Annotated in this window: 23 protein-coding genes; 14 read left to right on the top strand and 9 right to left on the bottom strand. The window is 66.3% G+C overall.

What is annotated here, in order from left to right:
- Positions 1-5: 5 nt before the first annotated feature.
- From MRBLAR12_RS10935 to MRBLAR12_RS10955, 5 genes are all read right to left on the bottom strand, one after another.
- Positions 6-893, bottom strand: a complete 888-nt coding sequence (locus MRBLAR12_RS10935) for a glycosyltransferase family 2 protein (protein WP_364745876.1) — start codon at positions 891-893, stop codon at positions 6-8.
- Position 894: 1 nt separating this feature from the next.
- Positions 895-1425 (bottom strand): DUF2304 domain-containing protein, encoded by a 531-nt coding sequence (locus MRBLAR12_RS10940; protein ID WP_364745878.1) that lies wholly within the window; start codon positions 1423-1425, stop codon positions 895-897.
- Between the two features lie 2 nt (positions 1426-1427).
- Positions 1428-2177 (bottom strand): glycosyltransferase family 2 protein, encoded by a 750-nt coding sequence (locus MRBLAR12_RS10945; RefSeq protein ID WP_229994911.1) that lies wholly within the window; start codon positions 2175-2177, stop codon positions 1428-1430.
- 77 nt (positions 2178-2254) lie between these two features.
- A complete protein-coding gene (locus MRBLAR12_RS10950; protein ID WP_364745881.1) occupies positions 2255-3181 on the bottom strand; it encodes a glycosyltransferase in 927 nt (308 codons plus the stop codon).
- Positions 3168-4403 (bottom strand): polysaccharide biosynthesis protein, encoded by a 1236-nt coding sequence (locus tag MRBLAR12_RS10955; protein ID WP_229994913.1) that lies wholly within the window; start codon positions 4401-4403, stop codon positions 3168-3170. The genes MRBLAR12_RS10950 and MRBLAR12_RS10955 overlap by 14 nt, the downstream gene beginning before the upstream one ends.
- Positions 4404-4490: 87 nt before the next feature.
- Between MRBLAR12_RS10955 and MRBLAR12_RS10960 the strand changes: the two genes are divergently transcribed.
- A complete protein-coding gene (locus MRBLAR12_RS10960) occupies positions 4491-5246 on the top strand; it encodes a glycosyltransferase (protein WP_229994914.1) in 756 nt (251 codons plus the stop codon).
- Between the two features lie 24 nt (positions 5247-5270).
- On the opposite strand, the gene MRBLAR12_RS10965 is transcribed toward MRBLAR12_RS10960, so the two are convergent.
- A complete protein-coding gene (locus MRBLAR12_RS10965) occupies positions 5271-7061 on the bottom strand; it encodes a GH25 family lysozyme (RefSeq protein WP_364745885.1) in 1791 nt (596 codons plus the stop codon).
- A gap of 149 nt (positions 7062-7210) precedes the next feature.
- Here MRBLAR12_RS10965 and rfbB point away from each other — a divergent pair, with 149 nt between their 5' ends.
- Together rfbB and MRBLAR12_RS10975 are read left to right on the top strand one after the other, a co-directional pair.
- Positions 7211-8209, top strand: coding sequence for a dTDP-glucose 4,6-dehydratase (gene rfbB, locus MRBLAR12_RS10970; protein WP_229994916.1), 999 nt, complete (start codon positions 7211-7213; stop codon positions 8207-8209).
- A gap of 3 nt (positions 8210-8212) precedes the next feature.
- Complete coding sequence (locus MRBLAR12_RS10975; protein ID WP_364745888.1) at positions 8213-9637, top strand: bifunctional dTDP-4-dehydrorhamnose 3,5-epimerase family protein/NAD(P)-dependent oxidoreductase; 1425 nt, start codon at positions 8213-8215, stop codon at positions 9635-9637.
- 95 nt (positions 9638-9732) lie between these two features.
- Here the strand turns inward: MRBLAR12_RS10975 and MRBLAR12_RS10980 are convergent, their stop codons facing one another.
- Positions 9733-11394 (bottom strand): DUF2142 domain-containing protein, encoded by a 1662-nt coding sequence (locus MRBLAR12_RS10980; RefSeq protein WP_364745891.1) that lies wholly within the window; start codon positions 11392-11394, stop codon positions 9733-9735.
- The gene (locus MRBLAR12_RS10985; RefSeq protein ID WP_364745894.1) at positions 11391-12458 is read right to left on the bottom strand and encodes a substrate-binding domain-containing protein; all 1068 of its coding nucleotides are present in this window, start codon (positions 12456-12458) and stop codon (positions 11391-11393) included. Before MRBLAR12_RS10985 ends, MRBLAR12_RS10980 begins: the two co-directional genes overlap by 4 nt.
- A gap of 247 nt (positions 12459-12705) precedes the next feature.
- Between MRBLAR12_RS10985 and MRBLAR12_RS10990 the strand changes: the two genes are divergently transcribed.
- Entirely contained in the window at positions 12706-13164 is a 459-nt protein-coding gene (locus MRBLAR12_RS10990; RefSeq protein WP_364745896.1) for a GtrA family protein, read from the top strand.
- A 20-nt stretch (positions 13165-13184) separates the two neighbouring features.
- On the opposite strand, the gene MRBLAR12_RS10995 is transcribed toward MRBLAR12_RS10990, so the two are convergent.
- Entirely contained in the window at positions 13185-14717 is a 1533-nt protein-coding gene (locus MRBLAR12_RS10995) for a DUF2142 domain-containing protein (RefSeq protein ID WP_364745899.1), read from the bottom strand.
- Positions 14718-15131: 414 nt separating this feature from the next.
- Here MRBLAR12_RS10995 and MRBLAR12_RS11000 point away from each other — a divergent pair, with 414 nt between their 5' ends.
- From MRBLAR12_RS11000 to ftsX, 10 genes are all read left to right on the top strand, one after another.
- Complete coding sequence (locus MRBLAR12_RS11000) at positions 15132-16355, top strand: CpaF family protein (RefSeq protein WP_229994922.1); 1224 nt, start codon at positions 15132-15134, stop codon at positions 16353-16355.
- Positions 16355-17209, top strand: coding sequence for a type II secretion system F family protein (locus MRBLAR12_RS11005; RefSeq protein ID WP_364745902.1), 855 nt, complete (start codon positions 16355-16357; stop codon positions 17207-17209). Before MRBLAR12_RS11000 ends, MRBLAR12_RS11005 begins: the two co-directional genes overlap by 1 nt.
- The gene (locus tag MRBLAR12_RS11010; RefSeq protein WP_229994924.1) at positions 17206-18147 is read left to right on the top strand and encodes a type II secretion system F family protein; all 942 of its coding nucleotides are present in this window, start codon (positions 17206-17208) and stop codon (positions 18145-18147) included. The genes MRBLAR12_RS11005 and MRBLAR12_RS11010 overlap by 4 nt, the downstream gene beginning before the upstream one ends.
- A 257-nt stretch (positions 18148-18404) precedes the next feature.
- A complete protein-coding gene (locus MRBLAR12_RS11015) occupies positions 18405-18656 on the top strand; it encodes a hypothetical protein (protein ID WP_229994925.1) in 252 nt (83 codons plus the stop codon).
- Between the two features lie 45 nt (positions 18657-18701).
- Entirely contained in the window at positions 18702-19085 is a 384-nt protein-coding gene (locus MRBLAR12_RS11020; RefSeq protein WP_229994936.1) for a TadE family protein, read from the top strand.
- Positions 19066-19671, top strand: a complete 606-nt coding sequence (locus tag MRBLAR12_RS11025; RefSeq protein ID WP_229994926.1) for a TadE/TadG family type IV pilus assembly protein — start codon at positions 19066-19068, stop codon at positions 19669-19671. The genes MRBLAR12_RS11020 and MRBLAR12_RS11025 overlap by 20 nt, the downstream gene beginning before the upstream one ends.
- The gene (locus MRBLAR12_RS11030) at positions 19668-20165 is read left to right on the top strand and encodes a pilus assembly protein TadG-related protein (RefSeq protein WP_356815791.1); all 498 of its coding nucleotides are present in this window, start codon (positions 19668-19670) and stop codon (positions 20163-20165) included. The genes MRBLAR12_RS11025 and MRBLAR12_RS11030 overlap by 4 nt, the downstream gene beginning before the upstream one ends.
- 160 nt (positions 20166-20325) lie before the next feature.
- Complete coding sequence (gene prfB / locus MRBLAR12_RS11035; protein ID WP_018775243.1) at positions 20326-21441, top strand: peptide chain release factor 2; 1116 nt, start codon at positions 20326-20328, stop codon at positions 21439-21441.
- 193 nt (positions 21442-21634) lie between these two features.
- On the top strand, positions 21635-22453 hold the full coding sequence (gene ftsE / locus MRBLAR12_RS11040; protein WP_229994927.1) for a cell division ATP-binding protein FtsE: 819 nt from the start codon (positions 21635-21637) through the stop codon (positions 22451-22453).
- Entirely contained in the window at positions 22450-23364 is a 915-nt protein-coding gene (gene ftsX / locus MRBLAR12_RS11045) for a permease-like cell division protein FtsX (RefSeq protein ID WP_364745907.1), read from the top strand. The genes ftsE and ftsX overlap by 4 nt, the downstream gene beginning before the upstream one ends.
- Positions 23365-23368: the final 4 nt, after the last annotated feature.

Below are 23368 nucleotides of genomic sequence, written 5' to 3' on the forward strand. Positions count from 1 at the left end.
GGCGTTTACTTGCCGAAGGAATGGCGCACGAGTGCGCTGACGGCTGTGGAGTTGCGGTCCAGGACGGCCTGCGGAAGCAGGGAGAGCGCGTGCGCCCGGGACGTAAGCCTCAGATTTGCGGCGCGCTTTGCCCGGCGCCAGCCGAGCGCGTCGGCCTGCGCCGCGGACAGGGCGAAGTATTCGCGTTCACCGGCGAACCGTGAACCGTCAACGAGCTTGGTTGAGGAGGCGCTGTTGGAGTGCCGGCGGTACTGGAAGCACACCGTGGGCTCGATCAGCAGCTGGTCGCCCTTGTAGATCATGTCCATGATGAGGGCGAGGTCCTGGATGATCGGGAACCCGTCCCGGAAATCCACTTCGCGGATCTTGTCGGTCCGGAAGGCCAGGGAGGGCCAGTACAGCCAGTCCCCGTGCATCAGATTGCTGGCGATGGCCTCGCCGGCGATGAGCTGCTTGCCGCGGCCGCGCGGCCGGACGATCTTCTGCTTGACGGAGTCCGCGAGCGTGGCCACCACCTGGCTTCGTTCGTCGATGACATGCACCCCCGGCTGGATGATCGCTGCGTCGGGGAAGCGCCGGTGGGCGGCAAGAATCACGTCAACGTAGTTCGGCAGCAGGACGTCGTCGCAGCCCAGGATGACCATGACTTCCTGGCTGGCCATCCCCACACACGTACGGTAGTTCTCCGTGATGCCCGCGTTGACGTCCTTGCGGATGTAGCGGACACGGGCGTCCTGGATCCCGGCCATGTACTCGGAAATTTCCGTTCCGGGGTAGGCGTCGTCAACCACAGTCAGGAGCCAATCGCCGTTTTCCTGGGCCAGGACACTGCGGACCGTTTCCTTCATATAGCCGGGGTCGCCCCAGTAAGGAATGAAAATATCGAGGGGCATCTTAGGAATCCGAGCTGTCAGCGGGGCGGTCGGTGGTGTGCATGCCGGCGGGTGCGGCCGCCCCTGGAAGGGGATTCAGGTGGGAATCAGGGAGGGGATTCGGGCGGGAATCAGGGAGGTGACTCGGGTGGGGGGCCGGAAGGGGAGTCGCGACCGGATCGGGGCGGGCCGTGTCCAGCGCAGACAGGTGGCGGTGCTGCTCCAGGGACTCGAGCTGGGTGCGCAGGATGGCCACCTCCTCTGCCAGGGTCCTGGTTTCGTCCTCCACGACGGAGATTTCCCACGACAGGTGCAGGCAGACGCCCAGCAGCATGAGGATGCTCATGGCAAACAGCAGGTTGGACGGGATCTGGACACCGACATATTCGGCGACGATGTTCAGCAGCCGGGGGAAGGCCGCGAGTACCAGGGTGGCGACGCCGACGATCAGCCAGAGGACGGCGTACTTCTCCCGGAGCTTTTTGCGCCGGAGCATTTCGATGACCAGGGCAACGATGGCGAGCGCCAGCAGGAAGGCGGCGATATTTCCCATCCCTAGGCTCCTGCCGGTTCAGCGGCCACGGTGGCCAGTCGTGTGGGTTTCCGGGTGAGGGCGAAGAGCAGGGCGAACACGGACCTTCCGAGGTAGATGGCGGCCTTGACGGGGTTGTGGCTGGGCTTCCCGCCCTGGCGTGCCCGCATCTCCACGGGTACCTGGGTGACCGTGCAGCCTGAGCGGATGGCCACGACGAGGGAGTCGATCGTGTCGCCCAGGTATTCGGCGGGGTAGTGGTCGAGGTACTGGGCGACGGCGCGCTCGTTGGCGGCCCGGAAGCCGCTGGTGACGTCCGTCAGGCGTGTCTTGGCCAGGCCCGAAATGACTTTGGCCAACAGTTGCATGGCCCACTTGCGGGGGCCGGTGACCCTGTATTCGCCGCGGTCGGCGAAGCGGGCGCCGATCGAGATATCCGCGTGCTGAAGGCCCGCGAGGACTTCGTCGATGTTCCGGGGATCGTGCTGGCCGTCGGAGTCCACCTGGATTACCTGGACGTAGCCGAGACGTTGGGCGTACTTGAAGCCGGCCCGCATGGCGCCGCCGACGCCGAGGTTGAAGGGCAGGTTCAGGACGGTCGCGCCGGCCGCTGCTGCCTCGTCCGCCGTCGAGTCCGTGGAGCCGTCGTTGACGACCAGCACGTCGTAGCGGGCATTGGTGCGGAGGACTTCACGCACGGTGCTGCCAACTACGGCGCCTTCGTTCCAGGCAGGCATGATCACCAGGACGCGCGGGGAGGGTTGGGCTTTCATATCGTCCAAACTATATCAATTCAGTGCAGGGTCCTCGCTGGCGCGGGCCGCCCGGGCGGCGTCGGGCGCCCCCGGCGTCAGCGCAGGCGCCGCTCGAGCTCCGCCGGAATGCGCCCCGTGGAGCCCCGGAAAGCGTCCGCGAACCCCGCGGCGGCGGCGCGCAGGAGCTTGCCGCGGCCGGGACTGAAGGTAAAGCGAAGGACGTGGGCCTTCGTCTCTTCAACGAGGCGGCGCAGCACCCAGCCCGGATATTTACGCAGGTAGCGAAGGGTCAGCAGCGTCCCGTTCCGGCAGATGTAGTAGACCCGGCTCGGGGAATGGTAATTGTAGGAAATTTCCCGGCCCAGCACCTTCAACGGCCGGCCGAAGAGCCGGCCGGGTTCGCGCTGCCCCAGGTCGTGGGCGATGTCACAGCCTTCGCCCACCAGTACGGCGAGCCCGGCCGCACGCGTGCGCATGGTGAATTCGGAGTCGACGCCGTCGATGAACAGGGCCTCCTCGAAGGGGCCCATCCTGGCGACCGTGGAGCGCGGGATGAGGAAACCGGACTGCATCGGATCGAAGGCGTGAACGAATGGGCCGTCGGCGTGCAGCACGGGGATCGGGTGTCCGCTGTATGAGGCGGCCGTCACGAATCCGACGCCGACACCGGCGGCACTGGCTTGCGCGTAGGTGGCCAGGCCCCGCCGGACGTACTCGCCGGTGGGACGGGAGTCCTGGTCCAGTGTCAGGAAGAAGTCCGGGTTCCAGTGTGCCCGCGCCGCCGCCACGCCGGCATTCAGCGCGGCCGCGATCCCGGAATTCTGCTGCTGACGGACCACCAGGGCGCCGGCCTCGGCGAGGGCCGCCAGTACGGCTTGGGACCCGGCGGGCGATCCGTCGTCCACGACGACGACGTGGCCCACCTGCTGCTGGAGGGCCCGCACCGTGTCGGTCAGGGATGGGTCCGGGCGGTAGGCGGCGACGACGGCGGCGACGGTCGGGGATGGATCATTCGGCGTCAACGGTTTCCTTGCTTTCTGTGGCGAGCAGTTTCGACCCCGGGATCAGCAAGGTCACGAACAGGATGGCTTCGCTGAGGGCCATGCCCAGGGCGATGCCCGGGGCATTCCCCATGGACCCGGCATAGATCATGGCCGCGACCCCGAACACGGCCGAAATCAGCGTCCAGCGAAGCACAAGGCCCTGTTGGCCGGCCGGGATGAGCAGATTGCGGATGAACGGGGTGCTGGCGCTCAGGAAGAGGAAGGCGAGCCCGTAGTAAAGGCACAACTGGGTGGTGGCCTGGGCCTGCCCGGCAAAAAGGAGGCTGCTGACAAACGGTCCGGCGACCGTCAGGACGGCCGCGCCTATCACGCCGAGCCCGATATGGGACCAAATGGCCGCCAGGTGGCGCTTCTTGCGGCCGGACGCTCCGTGTTCCAGGGTCCAGCCCTGGAAGGCGTTGCCGAGGGCCACCACGGTGAACAGGCCGAAGCGGTACAGCGTGTCCGCCGTCGCCAGGCTGCCCGATGCCGCCGGCGCGGTGGTGGCGGTCGCAATCGGGGCGGGCGTGGAGGCATAGGCATTGCCGGCAAGGCTGATGCCCGCCGTCCGGCCCTGGGCCCCCAGTTCGCGGACGGCGCCGCGGAGATCGCGGGGCCACCAGTTTCCTCCGGGGGAGTAGGTCCGGTGAAACACGATGAGGGAGGCCAGGGTCGTTGCTGCCAGCAGGCCCGTGTAGTACCACATTTGGTGGCTGATCAGCAGTACGGGGACCGCCAGCGCGGTGGCGACAAAGCGGGGGACGGTGTCGTAGACGGCCAGCAGCCGGGGCTGGCCCAGGCCGATGCAGAACCACGACGGCGACATCCCGGCGATGGCGACCGCGCAGGTCATGGCCACGGCTTCCCACCGGAACGCGGGAACGGCCACGATCGCGGCGACAGCTGCGGCGGCGGGCAGGGTCAGGACCAGCAGGATGAGCCTGGTCCGGATGCTGCGCAGGTAGACGCCGGCCCGGTCCGAACTGCTGGCTGCCCGGGCGACGGCGACCGGCCCGTCCACGTTCCAGCCCCACATCAGCACGGTGGCGGCAAAGGTGCCGATCGCCTGCCCGGAGATGACGCTGGAGATTCCTTCGCCGCCGACGAAGCCCGAGATGACGGGGATGAGGAGGAGCGGAGTGATCAAGGACAGCAGGGGCAAAATGGTGAACCCTGAAAGGCGCAGCAGTACGGTTCTCATTCGAGCCGGAATCCTTGTTTCTTAGACATCGTCCCTCGATCCTACGGGATGCCAAGGCGCTGCCCGCGGTCCCCTAGGATGGTGCAGATGAACGATCAGAACCTGTTGCCCGACGTTCCGCTCCGGGCCAGCATCTGCATGGCAACGTACAACGGCGCGGAGTTCGTGGCGGAGCAGCTCGCCTCGATCCTGGCCCAGCTGGGCCCGGACGACGAGATCGTGATCGTGGACGATGCTTCAAAAGATGACACGGTGGCGCGGATCAGGGAGCACGGCGACCCCCGGATCCGCCTGATCGAGGCCGCCGCCAACCAGGGGTACGTCCGCTCCTTTGAGCAGGCCGTGCGGGCCAGCCGCGGCGCCGCGATCTTCCTGGCGGACCAGGATGATGTCTGGATCGAGGGACGGCTGGACGCCATGCTGGACGCACTGGCGACGCACGCCGTCGTGGCCAGCAACTTCGATGTGCTCGGCGGCGGTGACCGTCCCCGGATTCCCCGGCTCCGCGCGGCCGACAGCGGCCGCCACCGGGCCAATCTCTGGGGCATCCTGGTGGGCTACCGCGCGTACTACGGCTGCGGGATGGCCTTCCGCCGTGAAGTCCTCGGCAGCTTCGTCCCGGTGCCCGCGTACCTGCGCGAGTCCCACGACCTCTGGCTGGCGATCCTGGGCAACACGGCCGGCTCGATCGGCCACCTGGACGCCTCGACCCTGCGGCGAAGGCTGCACGAGAGCAATGCCACCCCGCGCGGCTGGCGTTCGCTCCGCGTGATCCTGGCCGCCCGGGTGGTCCTCCTGCGCCTCATGATCGAGGCCCGCCGGAGGCTCCGCGCGGCGTCCTGAGCGGGAAACCCCCATCCGCTGTTCCTAGAAGTAGGAGATGTCCACTGTCCGTTTGGCGAGGCTGTTGGTCAGCTGCCAGTTGTTGCCGCGCACAATGCCGACGGTGGTCAGCCGGTCCCCGTTCCAGTCGCCGGTGATGGGTCGGTCGGTGCCGATCCCGAAGGCGATGAAGTTGGACACAACGGGGGACTTGATGCGGTTGCTGAGCCACCACTCGCCCTTGCGCCACACGCCGATGCTGGTCCTTCCGTCGCCGTCCCAGTCGCCGACGATCGGCGTATCGGAGGGAATCCCGAAGCCGCTGTACTCATTGACCACCGGATTGCTGATGTTGTAGCTGACCTGGAAGCTGGAGTTGCGCCAGATGCCGATCCCGTCGCGGCCGGAGCCGTTCCAGTCGCCAACGATTGGGGTGTCGGATCCGACGCCGAAGCCGACGACCTTCGTGATGGCCCTGGTGTTGATGTCGTCCACGAGCCACCACATGCCGTTCCGGAAGATGCCGATCCCGGCCCGGCCGTTACCGTTCCAGTCTCCGACGACGGGTTTGTCGCCCGGGCTTCCGTAACCGAAGCAGCGCCGCGGGGCCGAGGGCATCTGCAGGCACCAGTATCCGTCCTTGAACCAGCCGGTGTAGGACTTGCCGTCGCCTGCCCATTTGCCGCTGAGCAGGGTGGCGCCGGGAATGAGGCCGATTGGGTAGGTGTCAGGCGTGGAAGCGAGTTTCCGCAGCTGGTCCATCGAGCCGTTGAAGACGTTCTGGTCGCCGGGGAACGTGGCCCTGACGGTCTGGGACGCGTCCGCAAAGGCGTTGGCGTACTGCCAGACCGTGTAGGTGGGCCAACCGCCGGGCACGGACGGTCCGTTGGTGTAGTAGGAGGCCAGCCACAGCGGGTTGACCTTGCTGAATTCGCTGGTGTTGCCCAGGCAGTCGCGCCAGAAGTAGTAGCTGGTGTAGATCATGGCCTGTTTGTTGGTCATCCGGTACACGGTCCGGGTGAAGTCCCTGACCCAGGTGGCCAGCTGCCCGGGCGTGGCACCGTAGCAGCGGTTGAGGCCGGCGTAGGGGTTGTCCTCGATGTCGAGGACCGGGGGCATCGTGACGCCGTCCGGGGACCAGCCGCCGCCGTTGTTGACGAAGAACCGGGCCTGGGCGGCGCCGTCGGAGACATCGGGGCGGCCAAAATGGTAGGCGCCGCGGAGCAGGCCGACGGAACGCGCACCGGTGTACTGCGCCCCGAATTCGCTGTTCCGGAAGGTGGTGCCCTCCGTGGCCTTGACGTACGCGAAGCGGGCGCCGTTGGCGCGCACGGAAGACCAGTTGACGGTGCCTTGCCAGCCGCTGACGTCCAGGCCCAGAGGCTGCCCGCGTGTGGCGAAGGGCTGCTCTGCCACCCAGGGCTCGGTGGCCTGGGCCACCGGGACCTGCTGCGTCGTGGCCATGGCGGCGGAGGTCGAGGCCGGATTGAGGCCCGCCCGGCCCATTCTCGCCTGGCCCTGTTCCGGCGCGGACACCGGCGTGATGGCGGCCTGCGCACGGGCTGACGGGGTCGCCGTTGCCGGCGCCGCCGCGGTCGCCGGGGTGCTGGCCGGCGCGGTCGCCTTTATCGGGGCGGCGCTGGTAACCGCCGTCGCCGTCGGTTTGGGTGTCGCCGCAGCCGCCGATGCGGTGGGCGCAGGGGCCTTGGTGGTGGCGGGCGAGGGGCTGGGCGCCGGTGCCGCAGCGGCAGGACTGGCCCAGGTCAGCGCCAGCGCGAGAGGAAGGCAGAGTGCAGCGGCGGTCCGTAGTTTGTGGATTTTGATAGTCTTCACCATTACTCCGGAGGATCTGGACAGAGGCCAGGATCACCCCCGTATGTGCGTAAAGAGTACCCAATTGCCATCACTGTTACTACTGTGGCCAGTGTTGCGGCTGGTGTGCCGCCCCGGCGAGGGGGAAATGAGGCAGCCGGTAAGCTGGCCTAATGCAGAAACTCCTCGTCACCGGCGGTGCCGGATTCATCGGTTCCAATTTTGTCCACTACGTACTGGAGAACACAGACCACCACGTCACTGTCCTCGACAAGCTCACCTACGCGGGCAATATAGAGTCGCTGGCGGACCTGCCTGCAGACCGCTTTACGCTGGTGCAGGGCGACATCTGCGACGCCGCTGTGGTTGAGAGCCTGGTTGCCGCAACGGATGTGGTGGTCCACTACGCGGCGGAATCCCACAACGACAACTCGCTGCACGATCCGCGACCGTTCCTGGACACGAACATCATCGGGACGTACACCCTGATCGAGGCCGCGCGGAAGCACAACAAGCGGTTCCACCACATCTCCACCGACGAGGTTTACGGCGACCTCGAGCTCGATGACCCGGAACGGTTCACCGAGAGCACACCGTACAACCCCTCCAGCCCGTATTCCTCCACCAAGGCGGGCTCGGACCTCCTGGTCCGCGCCTGGGTGCGGTCCTTTGGCCTGCAGGCGACCATCAGCAACTGCTCGAACAACTACGGCCCGTACCAGCACGTGGAGAAGTTCATCCCGCGCCAGATCACCAACGTGATCGACGGCATCCGCCCCAAGCTGTATGGCAAGGGCGAGAACGTCCGGGACTGGATCCACGCCAATGACCACTCGTCCGCCGTCCTGGCGATCATCGCCAAGGGCCGGATCGGGGAGACCTACCTGATCGGCGCCGACGGCGAGAAGAACAACAAGGACGTCGTCGAACTGATCCTCAAGCACATGGGCCAGGCGCCGGACGCCTACGACCACGTGGTGGACCGGCCCGGGCACGACATGCGGTACGCGATCGACTCCGCCAAGCTTCGCGACGAACTCGGCTGGGAGCCGCAGTTCTCCAACTTCGAGGCCGGCATTGAAGACACCATCGCCTGGTACCGGAACAACGAGGACTGGTGGCGTCCGCAGAAGGCCGCGACGGAAGCCAAGTACAAGGAACAGGGCCAGTAGATAATGACGATCGAGTTCTCGAAGAAGCTCACAGCGCACGAAACCCCGATTCCCGGCGTCGTCCTCTACGACCTTCCGGTCCACGGCGACAACCGGGGCTGGTTCAAGGAGAACTGGCAGCGGGAAAAGATGGTGGCGCTCGGCCTGCCCGACTTCCATCCGGTGCAGAACAACATCTCGTTCAACGAATCGGCCGGCACCACGCGCGGCATCCATGCCGAGCCGTGGGACAAGTTCATCTCCGTGGCCACCGGCAGGATTTTCGGCGCCTGGGTGGACCTGCGCGAAGGCCCGACGTTCGGCGCCGTGTTCACCGCCGAGATGGATCCCAGCCAGGCCATCTTCATTCCCCGCGGGGTGGGGAACGCCTTCCAGACGCTGGAGGACAACACCGCCTACACCTACCTCGTCAACGACCACTGGTCCGCCGACGCGCAGGGCCAGTACACGTTCCTGAACCTCGCCGACGAGACGGCGGCCATCAGCTGGCCGGTGCCGCTGGGCCAGGCGGAGCTCTCGGACAAGGACAAGGCGCACCCGCGCCTGGCTGACGTCACCCCGATGCCGCCGAAAAAGGTCCTCGTGGTGGGCGCCAACGGCCAGCTCGGCAAGGCCCTGCGCCAACAGTACGACGGCGACACGTCCGTTGAGTTTGCCGGCCGGGACGAGTTGGACCTCGGCAGCGAGGACGCCTTCGCCGGACGCAACTGGAAGAACTACTCGGCCATCATCAACGCCGCGGCCTACACTGCGGTGGATGCTGCCGAGTCGGCCGAGGGCCGTGCCGCCGCCTGGGCGGTCAACGTCACCGCCGTGGCCCGGCTGGCCCGCACCGCCGTCGAGCACGACCTCACACTGGTGCACGTGTCCTCGGACTATGTGTTCGACGGCGCCCGCGCCACGCACGATGAATCGGAGCCGGTGGCGCCCCTGGGCGTCTACGGCCAGACCAAAGCCGCGGGCGACGCCGTCGTCAGCGTGGTGCCCCGGCACTACATCGTGCGCACCAGCTGGGTGATCGGCGAGGGCAACAACTTCGTCCGGACCATGGCCTCGCTCGCGGGGCGCGGCATTGAACCGTCGGTTGTCGACGACCAGATCGGGCGGCTGAGCTTCACGGAAGACATTGCCGCCGGCATCCGGCACCTGCTGGAATCGGGCGCCGCTTACGGTGTCTACAACCTCAGCAGCGACGGCGAGCCGCAGTCCTGGGCGGACATCGCCGGGGACGTCTACGAGCTCGCCGGCAAGCCGCGGGAGGCCGTGACCGGCGTGAGCACGGAGGAGTACTTCAAGGGCAAGGCCGTCTCGCCGCGCCCGTTGAACAGCGCCCTCGAGCTGGCGAAGATCAAGGCCACCGGGTTTGTCCCGCCGCTGTCCTCCGAACGGCTCAAGCAGTACATGGGGGCATCGGTTTCCCAGCACTGAGGATTGGCAAAAAAGACCCGTTCACGCGCTTCGCGTGGATGGGTCTTTTTTGGTGCTGGCCTGGTGTTGTTTTGTGCAGGCCGGGGGAGTGCGGTTCAGTTGGCCGCCGTGGCGGCAGCGGGACGCTTGCCGGAGCGCTTCCTCCTGAGCCATGGCCCCTTCGGGAGCAGGGCATGGCCCGGGAAAAGGTAGCCGAAGAGTTTGGACGCACACAGCAGCACCGCGGCAGCGAAGGCCAGGGTGAGGACCTCCCAGGTCAGCGGCGGCTGCCAGCCAGGCACGGTGAACATCGTCTGCCAGTTGGCCGTTTCCTGGAGTCCGACGACGTAGCGCCGGAGCACGTTCACGAACGCGTAGGTCTGCGCGATGCAGCCGGCCAGCAGCAGGATCCGGGCGATCGTTCGGCTCTGCGGGCTCCGTCCGAACGGCCGGAACCGCATGGCAAGCCCCGCCGAGATGATCGCGATGGTGAACAGCGGCAGGCTGTACCGGCCCTGCCAGATGAAGCCGGCGGTGTTGATGAGGGCGGCCTGCACCACGGCTGGGACCACCGCCAGCAACGCGACCGCGACCCAGAACGCGGCCTGCAGCCGGTAGGGCCGGACCAGCAACACCGTGAGGATGAGGCCGAACAGCAACATGTTCCAGAACATGTGGACGGCCTGCGGAACGGGGGCATCCAGCCACCCCGCGACGCCGATGTACTGGCCGGCAAAGTCAAAGGACTTGTCCATCATGGTCAGGAACGCGTTGTAGGGGCGCACCTCGCCTTGGACGTTCGAAATCCCGGCCGGGGCTTCACCGGCGGAGGCCGGCGCCCTGAACATGAGGAAGTTCCACGCCACGCCCAGGACGATTCCCACGGTGGTCAGCGCGGTCACCGCCAGCACCACCCGGTTCCTGAAGATGGCGGCGATGTCCGCGCGCCGGAAGAAGAGGCAGGCAACGATTGCGCCGCAGAGCAGCCACAGGAGGGACACGTTCCGGGTGTTGGCGAGTGCCGCGGCCGCGATGCCGACGGTCAGGATGTCCGGGCGTGCCCGGTCAAGGTGCCGCGAATTCTCCAGCACGGACACCAGCCCGCAGAAGGCGGCCATGGACGCAGCGATTTCCAGCGAGTTGGGGTTGATGCCGCTGGCTAGGAACAGGACCATCGGCGTCGTCCCAATCGTCGCCGCGACGAGCGGCCACTTGGGGTGCCGCAGGCGGGATAAGGCGGTAAAGCCGGCGGCGTAGAAGGCGGCGGACAGCAGGCCGCTGACGATCCGCATGGCGAATATCGCCGGCGCACCGGACATGAAGAGGCTGGGCAGCCCGACGAGCCAGTAGTAGAAGGGGTTGTAGAGCCCGGCCGATGTCACACCGATGGTGAGGTCGTTGTCATCGAGGGGGATCGCCGGGGCGCAGCCTGCCGGTTTCGTCACCTGGAAGGGGAAGCACATCTGTGACTGCACGTTGGCGATGTAGGACGGAACCTGCACGTGGACTCCGTGGCCGTAGGATTCGCCGGGGCCCGGGAAGAACTGCCCCCGGGCGACAGCGGCCGCCTTGATGGTGTGCGAGGGTTCGTCCGGATAGGCCATGAGCGGTGTGGCCAGGATCCACAGGGTGATAAGGATCGAGAGGAGGCCGAAGACGGGAAGGAAGATGCCCATGCCGCTGCGGGTGGCCGGTGACAGTGCGAACCGCCGCGCCTTTCCGGTGCCCGGCGCGGAGCCTGCAGGGGAGGGCTGTTCCGCCTCGGTTGCGTGGATCACTGTGCGTCCCCGATCGTGTCAATCAGTTTCTTGGACTCCCGCATGGCAGCTTCGCTGGGTGAGGCGACATTGGCGAAGTACGCTGACGTGACCTGGCCGTCGGGACTGAGGACGAATTCCCCCCAGGACTTCACGAGGGTGCTGAGTTGGTGGTTCGAATACTCGCTGCAGAACGCCTGGTAGCCGACGACGCCGAGGGCGTAGCCTTGCTCGCTTGTCTCGGGCAGCGCGAATTCCACCCCGGTGGGCAGGGTCCGGGTGCTGCCCTCTTGGGCGGCTGTAGCGGCCGAGTCCTTGGACATGCGCACGTAACCGCCGCCGAAGGAGAGCAGCGCGGTTTCAAAGCGGCTGCCGATCGAGCCGAGGTCCATGAAGGCGATGCCGCCCGGGGTCTTGTCGACCTTGTCGGCAAGGTCGGAGTGTTTCTTGACCGTGACGGCGTTATCGTTCTCGGTCTTCGGCCACGTGGCGGACACTCCCGAGGTCCACGCGGCGTCGGCGCTGAGGTACTTTGTGGCCGCCTCGGTTTCCACGCTGGGCTCCGTGGCCATGATGGGGGCGATGTCGTCGGAGGGCAGGGCGGTCCCGGGGTTGATGTCCGCGATTTCAGGCGCGTCCCAGCGCGTGATGGAGCCGGAGAAGATGCCGGCGAGGACTTCGCGGCTGAGCTTTACGTTGCGAAGGCTCGGGTTGTTGAGGGCCACTCCGATGGAGGTCACGGAAACGGGAACGGAAAAAGCCCCGGCCGGTCCGCACACGTCCTTGGTCTGGTTCTGCTGTTCCGGGCTGAGGGGGCCGTCGAGGGCTGCGAAGTAGGCCTGGCGCGTGGCCAGGGCCGTCAGTCCGACGTTGGATCCGTCCGGGGAGTAGTTCAGCGATGTGGCGGTGAGATCTTTGCTCCAGGCGTTGCTCCAGGCACCGATCGGGTCCTTCTGCACGGGTGTGCCGATCGCCGTGAGTGATCCCCGGACCTCGCTGACGGGCGCGCCGCTGGAGCAACCGGTAACTCCGATTCCTAACAGCAGAATGCAGGCGAGAGCTCCGCCCGTGGACCGATTGCGCAAAAGAAAATCCCTTCCTGTTCCGGAATGCCTCCGAAAACCGTTCCCTATTACCCTAACCGGTCCCGCCGTGTCGAGGGGTTTTCAGATCAGGCCGCCGGGCAGTCCACAGGGCCGGGCAGTCCACAGGGTGGGCGGTGCTGGTCTAGACTTGCCGGATGTCCTTGCTAAACACGATGCCCGGACATATCAACGATTACAGGCGGTTTGTTCGGATCATGGGGATAGGACTGTGAGCCTGGCTCACCGCATGAAGACCATTGTGCGCGACGGCTACTTGGTTAAGTTCCTCGTGGTGGGAGGGCTTTCCTTCGCCATCGACCTCGGACTCCTGGCTCTCCTCCATGAGGTGGGCGGCGTCGATCTGTGGATCGCCACCCCGATCGCCTTCCTCACCAGCCTGGTTTTCAACTTCTTTGTCCAGAAGAATTTCACCTTCCAGTCCGGCGCCCGGGCACACGTCAGCTTCCTTAAATACGGTGCCCTCGTGGTGTTCAACGTCGTGGCTACAGACGTGATCGTCAACGTTATCGCAGATGCCGGCCAGTCCTATGCGCTCGGCAAGGTGATTTCCACCGTCGTCACGACAGTGTGGAACTTCCTGCTCTACAAGCACTGGATCTTCAAGGCCGCGCCGGCGCACGAGGGCGACACCGTCGACCTGGATGCCTCCGCCACTCCTGCCGGCGGTACCCACCACCGCAACTAGCGCAGGCTTGGCTCGGACTTCTACGGTTCCTCGAGCCGGGCCTGCCTGGGGGACAGCTGACGGTAGAGCAGGACTCCCGCCAGCGAGGTCACTGCCAAATAGGCCAGGGTCAGCGGGAGCCAGCCCAGCGGGGGCTCCCACTTGGCCGCGCCGAACATGTCGCCCCAGTTGGCCTCAGTGAAGATTCCGACACCGTACCTGCGCAGGGCGTTGGCGAAAACTGCGGTGTGCGCGGCCGCGGTGATCCCGATCGCCCATTTCGCGATTCTCGTGGCGAAGAGCGAATCCGGAAACGGGTGGAAGCGGAGGGCGAGTCCCGCGGCCAGCAGCATCGGGACTACCACGGGCAGAAGATACCTGCCCTGCCAGATGTAGCCCAGCTCCGAGACCACCTGCGCCTGGAGAATTGGCGGGATGGCGATGGTTGCGGCGAACAGCACGATGAATCCCAGCCGGGGTCGCCATTGTTTGATGGACACCGCTGCGACCATAAGTGCTCCGGTGAGGCAGGCCCACCAATAGAAGACGCCGGTGGGGCCGTTGGTGTCCAGCCATCCGAGCTGGGCCACGTAGGAGGCCGCGATCTCGAAGGTCCGGTCCAGCATGGTTCCGAATGCCTGCTCGGGAGTGGTGGTGCTCGGTGTTCCGAGCAAGCTGGCGAGAGTGTTGGAAGTCTTGAGCCAGAGGAGCCCGCAGGCTGTTGCGAGCGCTATCAGGCCCGTCATGGCGAGGACCAGCTTGTCCTTGAGCAACAGAAGCAGGTCCCGGAGCGGGACCATGAGCAGGGCGGCAATGACCGCCAGAGCAAGCCACAGCAGTGACAGGGCGCGCGTGTTGGCCAGGACGGCGGCGGAGACCCCAACAACAATGATGTTGAACCGGAACCTGGACAGGTCCCGCGCATTTTCAAGGACCAGGCAAAGGTTGACGAACACCGCGGACGTGGTGACGATCTCCAGCGCATTCGGGTTGATCGCCCCGCTGAGGTAGAGAACCATCGGGGTAATGGCGATCCCGGCCGCCACCACGGGCCAGCGGCGGTTGGCGAACTGCGTTGTCGCGAAGAGCGTGGCGGCCAGGAACAGCGAGCACAACAGGCCGCTGAGGATCCGCATGGCATAGATGGCCGGTTCGCCGCTCAGGATCCTGGAGGGCAGGCCCGCCACGAGGTAGTAGAGCGGGTTGTAGTTGCCGGCTGATGTCCCGCCGGGCGTCGGCTGCCGCTCGGCGGCGTCTAGCCCGGGTGAACAATCGGCGGTGACGTTTACCTTGAACGCGAAACAGGTCAGCGATCCGGTGTCGGCGATGTACTTGGGCACCACGACAAGCAGTTGTTCGCCCTGGTTCTGGCCCGACGTTCCCAGGAACTGCCCCCGTGCCACTGCGGCGGCCTTGACGGTGTGGGCCGGTTCGTCGGGGTAGGACATCAGGGGCGAAGCGAGGCTCCACAGGGTGCTGAAGAGGGACAGGAGCAGGAAGATGGCGCCGAAGCGCAGGACCGGTGCGGGGATCTTCGTCTGCGTGGGCCTCTTTTCCGTGGGCTCACTTTGCATGGGCTCAGTCCTGCGGGGCCGCAGCGCTCTGCGCAAGGGAAGGCTCATGGGTTCAGTGCACCATTTCGGTATGAGAGACGCGTCCTGCGCCGTTGGAGCGCCAAGGCGGAATGCTGCCCATGAAGATTCATGCAGAACACCGCGTTGGGACGCCGGGGCCAGTCTGTCCCCCCGTCGATCGTATGGCCACGAGGCTCAGGGTTCAAAAGCGCAGTCTGAGCAACCGGTGGGTTCGGCCCGGCGGAGGCGTGAGACCCGTGAGCCTGCTGTGACCGGTGTGGCTGGTGTTGAATTGCGGCGGCGACTGTTATCCACAGAGGGCCGCCGCACCCCTTGTCCGGCCGGTCAGCGCCGCCTAGGTTTAAGCCAATTTCATCGCCTCGTCACAGGGGCGGCAGTCATATGGGGGGCCACATGGAGGCTGTACGCATTGTCGAGGACGAGGTCCGCGAACTGATCCGCCGGCGCGGCCTGGACCCCCTGCGGCAGTCCGGGGAAGTCCGGCGCCTGGTCGAAGCGGCGGTCAGCGACTACGACGAACGGGCCCTCCTGGCGCCACTGCCTCCCTTGGGTCCGTTGGAGTCGGCCCGGAGATTCGTCTTCGACGCCGTGGCGGGCTTTGGTCCGCTCCAGCCACTTCTGGACGATCCCGGCATCGAGGAAATCTGGCTCAATGCGCCGAACGAAATCTATGTGGCGCGCAACGGCGAATCGGAACTGACCTCCGTGTCGCTGACGGACCAGCAGGTCCGGGACCTTGTGGAACGGATGCTGAAGAGCTCCGGCCGGCGTTTGGACATGTCCTCACCGTTCGTGGATGCGGCCATCCCTGACGGATCCCGTCTGCACGTGGTGATCCCGGATGTTACCCGGCGTCACTGGGCCATCAACATCCGCAAGTTCGTGGTCAAAGCCAGCCGGCTGGAGCACCTGGTGGAGCTGGGAACGCTGACCCCGCAGGCGGCCAGGTTTCTCGGTGCGGCCGTCGCCAGTGGCCTCAACATCCTCGTCTCGGGCGCCACCCAGGCCGGCAAGACCACCATGCTCAATTGCCTCGCCGCGAGCATCGGCACGCGCGAGCGGGTCATCACGGTGGAGGAAATCTTCGAGCTGCAGTTGCCGCTCCGCGACGTCGTGGGTCTTCAGTGCCGGCAGCCCAACCTGGAGGGGCAGGGGGAGATTCCGTTGCGGCGGCTCGTGAAGGAGGCCTTGCGTATGCGGCCGGACCGGCTGGTGGTCGGGGAGGTCCGGGAGGCCGAGAGCCTGGATATGCTCATTGCTTTGAATTCCGGCCTTCCCGGGATGTGCACCGTGCACGCGAACTCCGCACACGATGCGGTGACAAAAATCTGTACGCTGCCATTGCTCGCCGGCGACAACATCTCCAGCGCGTTCGTAGTTCCCACTGTCGCGTCCTGCATCGATCTCGTGGTCCATTGCAGCAGGCACGCCAGCGGGCGCCGGCAGGTCACGGAGATCCTGTCACTCGGCCGCCGGGTGGAAAACGGGATCATCGAGTCTTCCATGGTGTTCACGATCTCGGACGGGCAGCTACTGCCCAAGGCCAACTCCATGCCGGCCGCGGAAAAGTTTGCCCGCTCCGGGTACGACGTCGCTGCGCTGCTGGAGCAGCGCTGATGGCGCCGCTCCTGGGGATGCTGGGCGGCGCCGGTCTCCTGCTGATTTGGTGGTCCGCCTGGGAAAAGCCTGAGCGCGCTCGGCGCAAGTCCCGGACCAGTCGGCTTGAGGACCTCTTGCGGTCTGCGGGCATCGAAAAGGTCAGCGCGGCAGGGCTGCTCGCCTCGTGCCTTGGAATCGGGGCATTCGCAACTCTCGCGTTCTACGCAGTTACAGGGTCATGGCCGATCTCGGGATGCTTTGGCCTGTTTGGCGGCTGGCTGCCGATGGCAATGGTCCAGTGGCGTGCGAGAAAGCGCACGGCGGTCCTCCGCCAGCTCTGGCCCGACGTCGTTGATCATCTGCGTTCAGCCATCAGGGCGGGCCTGTCACTGCCCGAGGCCCTGATCCAACTAGGCGACAAGGGCCCCGTGGAGCTTCGACACGTGTTTGTGGACTTCGGTTCCGACTACCGTTCGGGAGGCCAATTTGATCCCTCGCTCACCCGGCTCAAGGACCGACTGGCCGATCCCGTGGCGGATCGGATCGTCGAGGCCCTCCGGCTCACCCGGGAGGTGGGCGGCTCGGACCTCGGGCGGCTGCTGGGCACCCTCGCCGAGTTCCTGCGGGAGAGTGCCCGGACCAGGAGTGAGCTGGAGGCGAGGCAATCCTGGACCGTCAACGCCGCCCGCCTGGCCGTCGCTGCGCCCTGGATTGTCCTGGTGTTGCTGGCCAGCCGTCCTGAGGCCGTGATGGCCTACAACACCCCGGTCGGTGCTGCGGTTCTTCTGGGCGGCCTCGCCGTCTCCCTGGTGTCCTACGCCATCATGTTGCGAATCGGTGCGCTGCCGGAAGAGCAGCGGGTCCTGCGATGACGGGGCTGATGGCGGGCGCCACGGTGTGCGGGGCCGTGCTCGGGGCCGGCCTCTGGCTGTTCCTCGTCCGGCTTCCCTTCATGCGCCCAACGACGTTTATCGAACGTATCGGCCCGCAATTGAGAACCCACAACCTGGAATCCCGGCTCCTGCGCGCAGCCCCAAGGAATCTCACCCCGTTTGGGCCGCTGGAACGAATCCTCCGCCCTGCGATCCGCGACGGTGTTAGGTCCCTGGGCCGCATCAACCTTGGCGCCACGGCGTTGAACCGCAGGCTGGCGCGCGCCGGCAGCCCCAAGTCAGCAGTGGACTTCCGGGCTGAGCAGCTCCTCTGGGCGGCCGGCGGCTTTGTCCTCGCCGTCGGCGTCGTGGCGCTCGCCGGCTCGATCGGCCGCTTCAGCCCGTTCGTCGCCGTTGTCGCCGTCGTGGGAAGCGCCGTCGGCGGGTTCCTGCTTCGGGACTACCTGTTGGGCGCGCACATCAAGAAACGGGAGACTCGGATGATGGCGGAGTTTCCCAGTATCGCCGAACTCATGGCCCTGGCCGTCAGCGCCGGCGAAAGCGCCACTGGTGCGCTGGACAGGGTCTGCCGCAGCGCACGGGGTGAACTGTCGCAGGAATTTGCCCGTGTCCTCGCCGAAACGCGGTCCGGCAAACCCCTCGTTGAAGCCCTCCACGAGTTCTCGGCCAGGACCGATCAGGGGCCGCTGGTCCGTTTCGTTGACGGAATGATCGTGGCCGTGGAGCGCGGAACGCCCCTCGCCGACGTTCTCCGGGCGCAAGCGCAGGATGTCCGGGACACGGCCAAGAGGGAGCTCATGGAGTCTGCGGGCAAGAAGGAAATCGGCATGATGGTCCCGCTCGTTTTCGGAGTCCTTCCGCTAACGGTCATCTTCGCCGTCTTCCCCGGCCTGGCTGCAGTCAGTCTCGGACTCTGAAGACCTCCCGCACCACGACGACAAACAGGACGAATAGAACGAGAGGGGCCACCCGGGCCGAAAGGGCAGGACTCAAGAAAAGTCATACGACGAGGGAACAGGATACGAAGAACGCCGCGCAGGCCCCAGACCGGCCAAACCGTGGTGCGAAGCGCGCAATCGGCCAGTGAAGCGTCACGAACCAACAGAAACGAAACATTCAGGACTCCAGAAAAACAGAAAAGCCATGAAACCAAAGAACCAAGAAAGAGGACACGGTGAAGAACTTCGGAACTCGGGTGGCGTTGGTGGTCTGCGCGCTCAGCTTGTTGACCTGGTGGTCTGCCGCGTCGCGACCGCGGTTGGGGCACCACACCGAAGGGGGAGCCGACCCTTCCCAGCGCGGGGACGTCCCAGGCTGGGTCATGATCACCCTGATGTCGGCAGTCCTCGTGGCCGCCCTACTGGCCCTCGCCGGTCCTGCGCTTGAGGGACTCTTCAACCAGGCCATGGACAAGGTCGGACAGTAGCCGGTGGCAGCTCAGGGTGAGGGGAACGGGCGCCACAGTAAAAACCTGCAGCTCAGCAACGGCGTTGAGCGCGGCGCCGCCGTCGTGGACTTCGTGCTGATCGGCGCGTTGCTCAGCCTGCTCTTCCTCGCAATCGTCCAGCTCACCCTGATCCTCCACGTCCGGAACACGCTGATCGACGCCGCCGCCTCGGGAGCCCGCTATGGCACGCTGGCCGACCGCAACGACGGGGATGCCAGGGACCGGACGGTCCAGCTGATCACGGCTGCGCTCAACTCCGAGTTCGCGCGGGACGTGGCCACGAGCGAATCGACGTACCAGGGCATCCGCACGCTGGAGGTGACAGTCCGGGCCCCCTTGCCCGTCATCGGGTTCATCGGTCCCCGGGCGCTCTTGGAGGTGAAGGGCCATGCGGCCATCCAGCCGTGAACGGCCACGGTCAGGGTCACAGTCGGGGTCACGGTTCCGTCCCGTCCCTGCTCTCCCCGTTGCCGACGGCGCGGGCCGGCTCTCCCGGAACCCTGGCCTCTCCCGGAACCCCGATCTCTCCCGGAACCCCGGGGGCAACCCGGACCACGGCACCTGCCCGGAGGACGCCATCTCGCCGGAACAGGGGAGTGCCGTGGTCGAGTTCGTCTTTCTCTCCGTGCTGCTGATGGTGCCGCTGGTGTACTTCATCATCACCGTGGGCCAGATCCAGGGTGGCTCGTTCGCGGTGGTCGGCGCCGCTGACCAGGCCGCCAAGGTCTACGTTGCCCAGCCAGACGCGGCAAGCGGCCAGGCCGCTGCGGAGCAAGCCGTGGTTCTGGCGCTCGCCGACTACGGCCAATCGGCGGAAAACGCCAGCGTCGACACCCGCTGCGAGCCGGCCGACTGCCTGGCCCCCGGCTCGGCGGTGACGGTCACCGTCCACCTCACGGTGCCCTTGCCGTTTGTGCCCTTCACCGATGCACTTCACCTGAACGCGAGCCAGCTCAGCGCATCGGCAACCCAGCTGGTGGGCAGGTTCCGGTGAGAATCCCTGCAGGCGCCGTCCGCCACCCCGGGGCCCGGCACTTCGGATACCAGCCCCGAGCCCGCCGGCAAGAGGGCCAGGTGCTGGTGCTGAGCATCGGCTTCATAGTGGTTGCCCTGCTGGTCGCGACCGTCGTGATGGCCGCGTCCAGCGTCTACCTCGAACACAAGAAGCTGCTCTCCCTCGCGGACGGCGCCTCGGTGGCCGCCGCGGACAGCTTCACCCTCGGCCAGCTGGGCAACGCCGGCGGCACACCGTCGGCCGTCCTGAGCGGGGCGAGGGTGCGCAGCGCCGCCGTCGACTATCTGGGCCGCAACGGCGCGTTCGGCCACTTCAGCGGCCTGACCGTGGCGCCGTCCACGGGCAGCCCGGATGGTGCCACCGCCGTCGTGGTGCTGAGCGCGGCCGTCCACCCGCCGGTGGTGAACTTCCTGGTGCCGGACGGCATCCGGATCGAGGCGACGTCGACGGCGCGGTCCCGCCTCAGCCGCTGAGCTGCCCGCGTCACTCCTGTTGCCCTATCAGTAAATGCTGCCAAACAGGCTTTTAGGCAACTCAAAGTGATAGCGCAACCAGTGATAAAGGCAACTCAAAGTGATACGGCAACCCGGGCGGGTCAGGGGGCTAGGACACATAGCGTAGGCTTAAAAAACCATGGCAAACATTGATTTTCCCGCTGAAATCCGCGCGCTGCGGGCCACCTATGCGTCCATCGAGAACGTCTCGAACGTCGAGGCGCTCAAGGAAGACATCGCCGAGCTCAGCGAGCGGGCCGGTGAACCCAATCTGTGGGATGACCCCGCCGCGGCACAGGTCATCACCTCGAAGCTCTCGCACAAGCAGACCGAGCTGGAGCGGCTCAACAAGCTCGTGGCCCGGATCGACGACCTTGAGGTCCTCGTGGAACTCGGCCAGGACGAGGACGACGCCGACTCCATGGGCGAGGCCGCCGCGGAGCTCGAATCGGTCCGCAAGGCGCTCGCCGACCTCGAAGTGGTCACCCTGCTCTCCGGCGAGTTCGACGAGCGCGAAGCCGTGGTGACCATCCGGGCCGGCGCGGGCGGCGTGGATGCGGCGGATTTCGCCGAGATGCTGCTGCGGATGTACCTGCGCTGGGCCGAGCGCCACGGTTACCCGACCACCATCATGGATACCTCCTATGCCGAGGAGGCCGGGCTGAAATCCGCCACCTTCGAGGTCAAGGCGCCGTACGCCTTCGGCACGCTCAGCGTCGAGGCCGGCACGCACCGCCTGGTCCGGATCAGCCCGTTCGATAACCAGGGCCGGCGCCAGACGTCCTTCGCGGCCGTGGAAGTGATCCCGCTGATCGAACAGACGGACTCCATCGACATCCCGGACAACGAGATCCGCGTTGACGTGTTCCGGTCCTCCGGCCCCGGCGGCCAGTCGGTGAACACCACCGATTCCGCCGTGCGCCTGACCCACATCCCCACCGGCACCGTGGTGTCCATGCAGAACGAGAAATCGCAGCTGCAGAACCGCGCCGCCGCCCTGCGCGTGCTGCAGTCCCGCCTGCTGCTGCTGAAGAAGGAACAGGAGGACGCGGAGAAGAAGGCGTTCGCCGGCGACGTCAAAGCCTCGTGGGGCGACCAGATGCGCTCCTACGTCCTGAACCCGTACCAGATGGTCAAGGATCTGCGCACCGAGCACGAGGTCGGCAACACCTCGGCCGTGTTCGACGGCGAAATCGACGACTTCATCGACGCCGGCATCCGCTGGCGGACGGACAACCGCAACGCCGAGAAGTAAGCCCGACGCCCCGGCCGGAACCCCGGCTGGCAGGTCCCTGACAATCGCGCGACACGCCCCGCCGTTCCGGCGGTTCCGCCGTTACCCGTGCGTATAGTCGAGGGGCCGGAGCTCTACTTCCCCCAAACGAAAGCCCTTGCCCCGGCGGCAGAACCGGGCCCTCGCGGCCCCGTCTTGCAGGGTACTTAGGGCCATGATCCGTTTCGAAAATGTCACCAAGGTCTATGACCAGAAGGCGCGGCCGGCGCTGGATTCGATCAACCTTGAGATCGACCGTGGCGAATTCGCCTTCCTCGTCGGTGCCTCCGGCTCCGGCAAATCCACGTTCCTGCGCCTGGTCCTCAAAGAGGACCGCGCCTCCTCCGGCGCCGTCTACGTCGCCGGCCAGAACGTCGCCAACATCTCCAGCTGGCGGGTGCCGCGGCTGCGCCGCGGAATCGGCGTCGTCTTCCAGGACTTCCGCCTGCTGCCGCAGAAAACCGTCTTCGCCAACGTCGCCTTCGCCATGCAGGTCATCGGCAAGAGCCGCAGCGTCATCCGCGACACCGTCCCCGAGGTCCTGAAGACCGTGGGCCTGGAAGGCAAGGAAAACCGCCTCCCGCACGAACTCTCCGGCGGTGAGCAGCAGCGCGTGGCGATCGCCCGCGCCGTCGTGAACCGTCCCGGCATCCTGCTGGCCGACGAGCCCACCGGAAACCTGGACCCCACCACATCCATGGGCATCATGGGCGTGCTGGACAAGATCAACCAGAACGGCACCACCGTGGTGATGGCCACGCACGACGACGACATCGTCAACGAGATGCGCAAACGGGTGGTGGAACTCAAGAACGGCGTCGTGATCCGCGACGAGGCCAAGGCCCTCTACACCTCCATGATTCCCGTGGTGGGCCAGTCGCGCCGCCTGCGCGACGCCAGCGGCCGGGACGAGCCGCCGGTTGTCCCGCCCCGGGCCGGGTCACGCGCCGAAGCCCGCGCCGAGGTCCGCCTTGCTGGGGAGGGACAGGCGTGAGGCTTGCATTCGTCTTGAGCGAGATCGGCAGCGGCCTGCGCCGCAACCTGTCCATGGTGATCTCCGTGATCCTGGTGACCTTCGTGTCGCTGACCTTCGTCGGCGCCGCCGGCATGCTGCAGCTGCAGATCAACCAGATGAAGGGCTACTGGTACGACAAAGTCCAGGTGGCCATCTTCCTCTGCAGTGACGGTTCGACGGCGACCGGCTGCGCCACCGGCCCGGCGACGCCGGAGCAGGAGGACAACCTGCGCAAGCTGCTGCAGTCGCCCGCGGTGGCCCAGTACGTCAACGACTTCCAGTACGAGTCCAAAGACGACGCCTACAAGCACTTCAAGGAACAGTTCTCCAATTCGCCGATCGTTGACTCGGTAACCCCGGACCAGCTTCCGGCGTCCTTCCGGATCAACATGAAGGACCCGGAGAAGTACGAGATCATCAGCGAGACCTTCTCCTCCCAGGCCGGGGTGGAGACCGTGATCGACCAGCGGCAGCTGCTGGAGCGGTTGTTTTCGGCCATGAACGCGGCGTCCCTGGTGGCCGTGAGCATCGCCGGCGTCATGATCATTTGCGCCATCTTGCTGATTGCGACCACCATCCGGCTCTCCGCGTTCAGCCGCCGCCGGGAAACAGGGATCATGCGCCTGGTGGGCGCGTCCAAGATGGTCATCCAGCTGCCGTTCATCCTCGAAGGCGTCATCGCCGCGGTGATCGGCGCGGCCCTGGCCTCAGGCACGCTGTGGGCCGTGGCCCACTTCTTCCTCGGCGAGGTCATGTCCAAGCAGTATCCGGACACCGCCTTCATTTCGCCCGGGCAGACCCTGATCCTGGCTCCTGCCCTGATTGGCCTGGGCGTCGTCCTGGCCGGAATTTCCTCCCTGCTGACCCTCCGCCGGTACTTGCGGGTCTAGCTTT

Origin of the sequence: Arthrobacter sp. LAR12-1-1.1 (assembly GCF_040676555.1) — a bacterium.
Classification (GTDB): domain Bacteria; phylum Actinomycetota; class Actinomycetes; order Actinomycetales; family Micrococcaceae; genus Arthrobacter.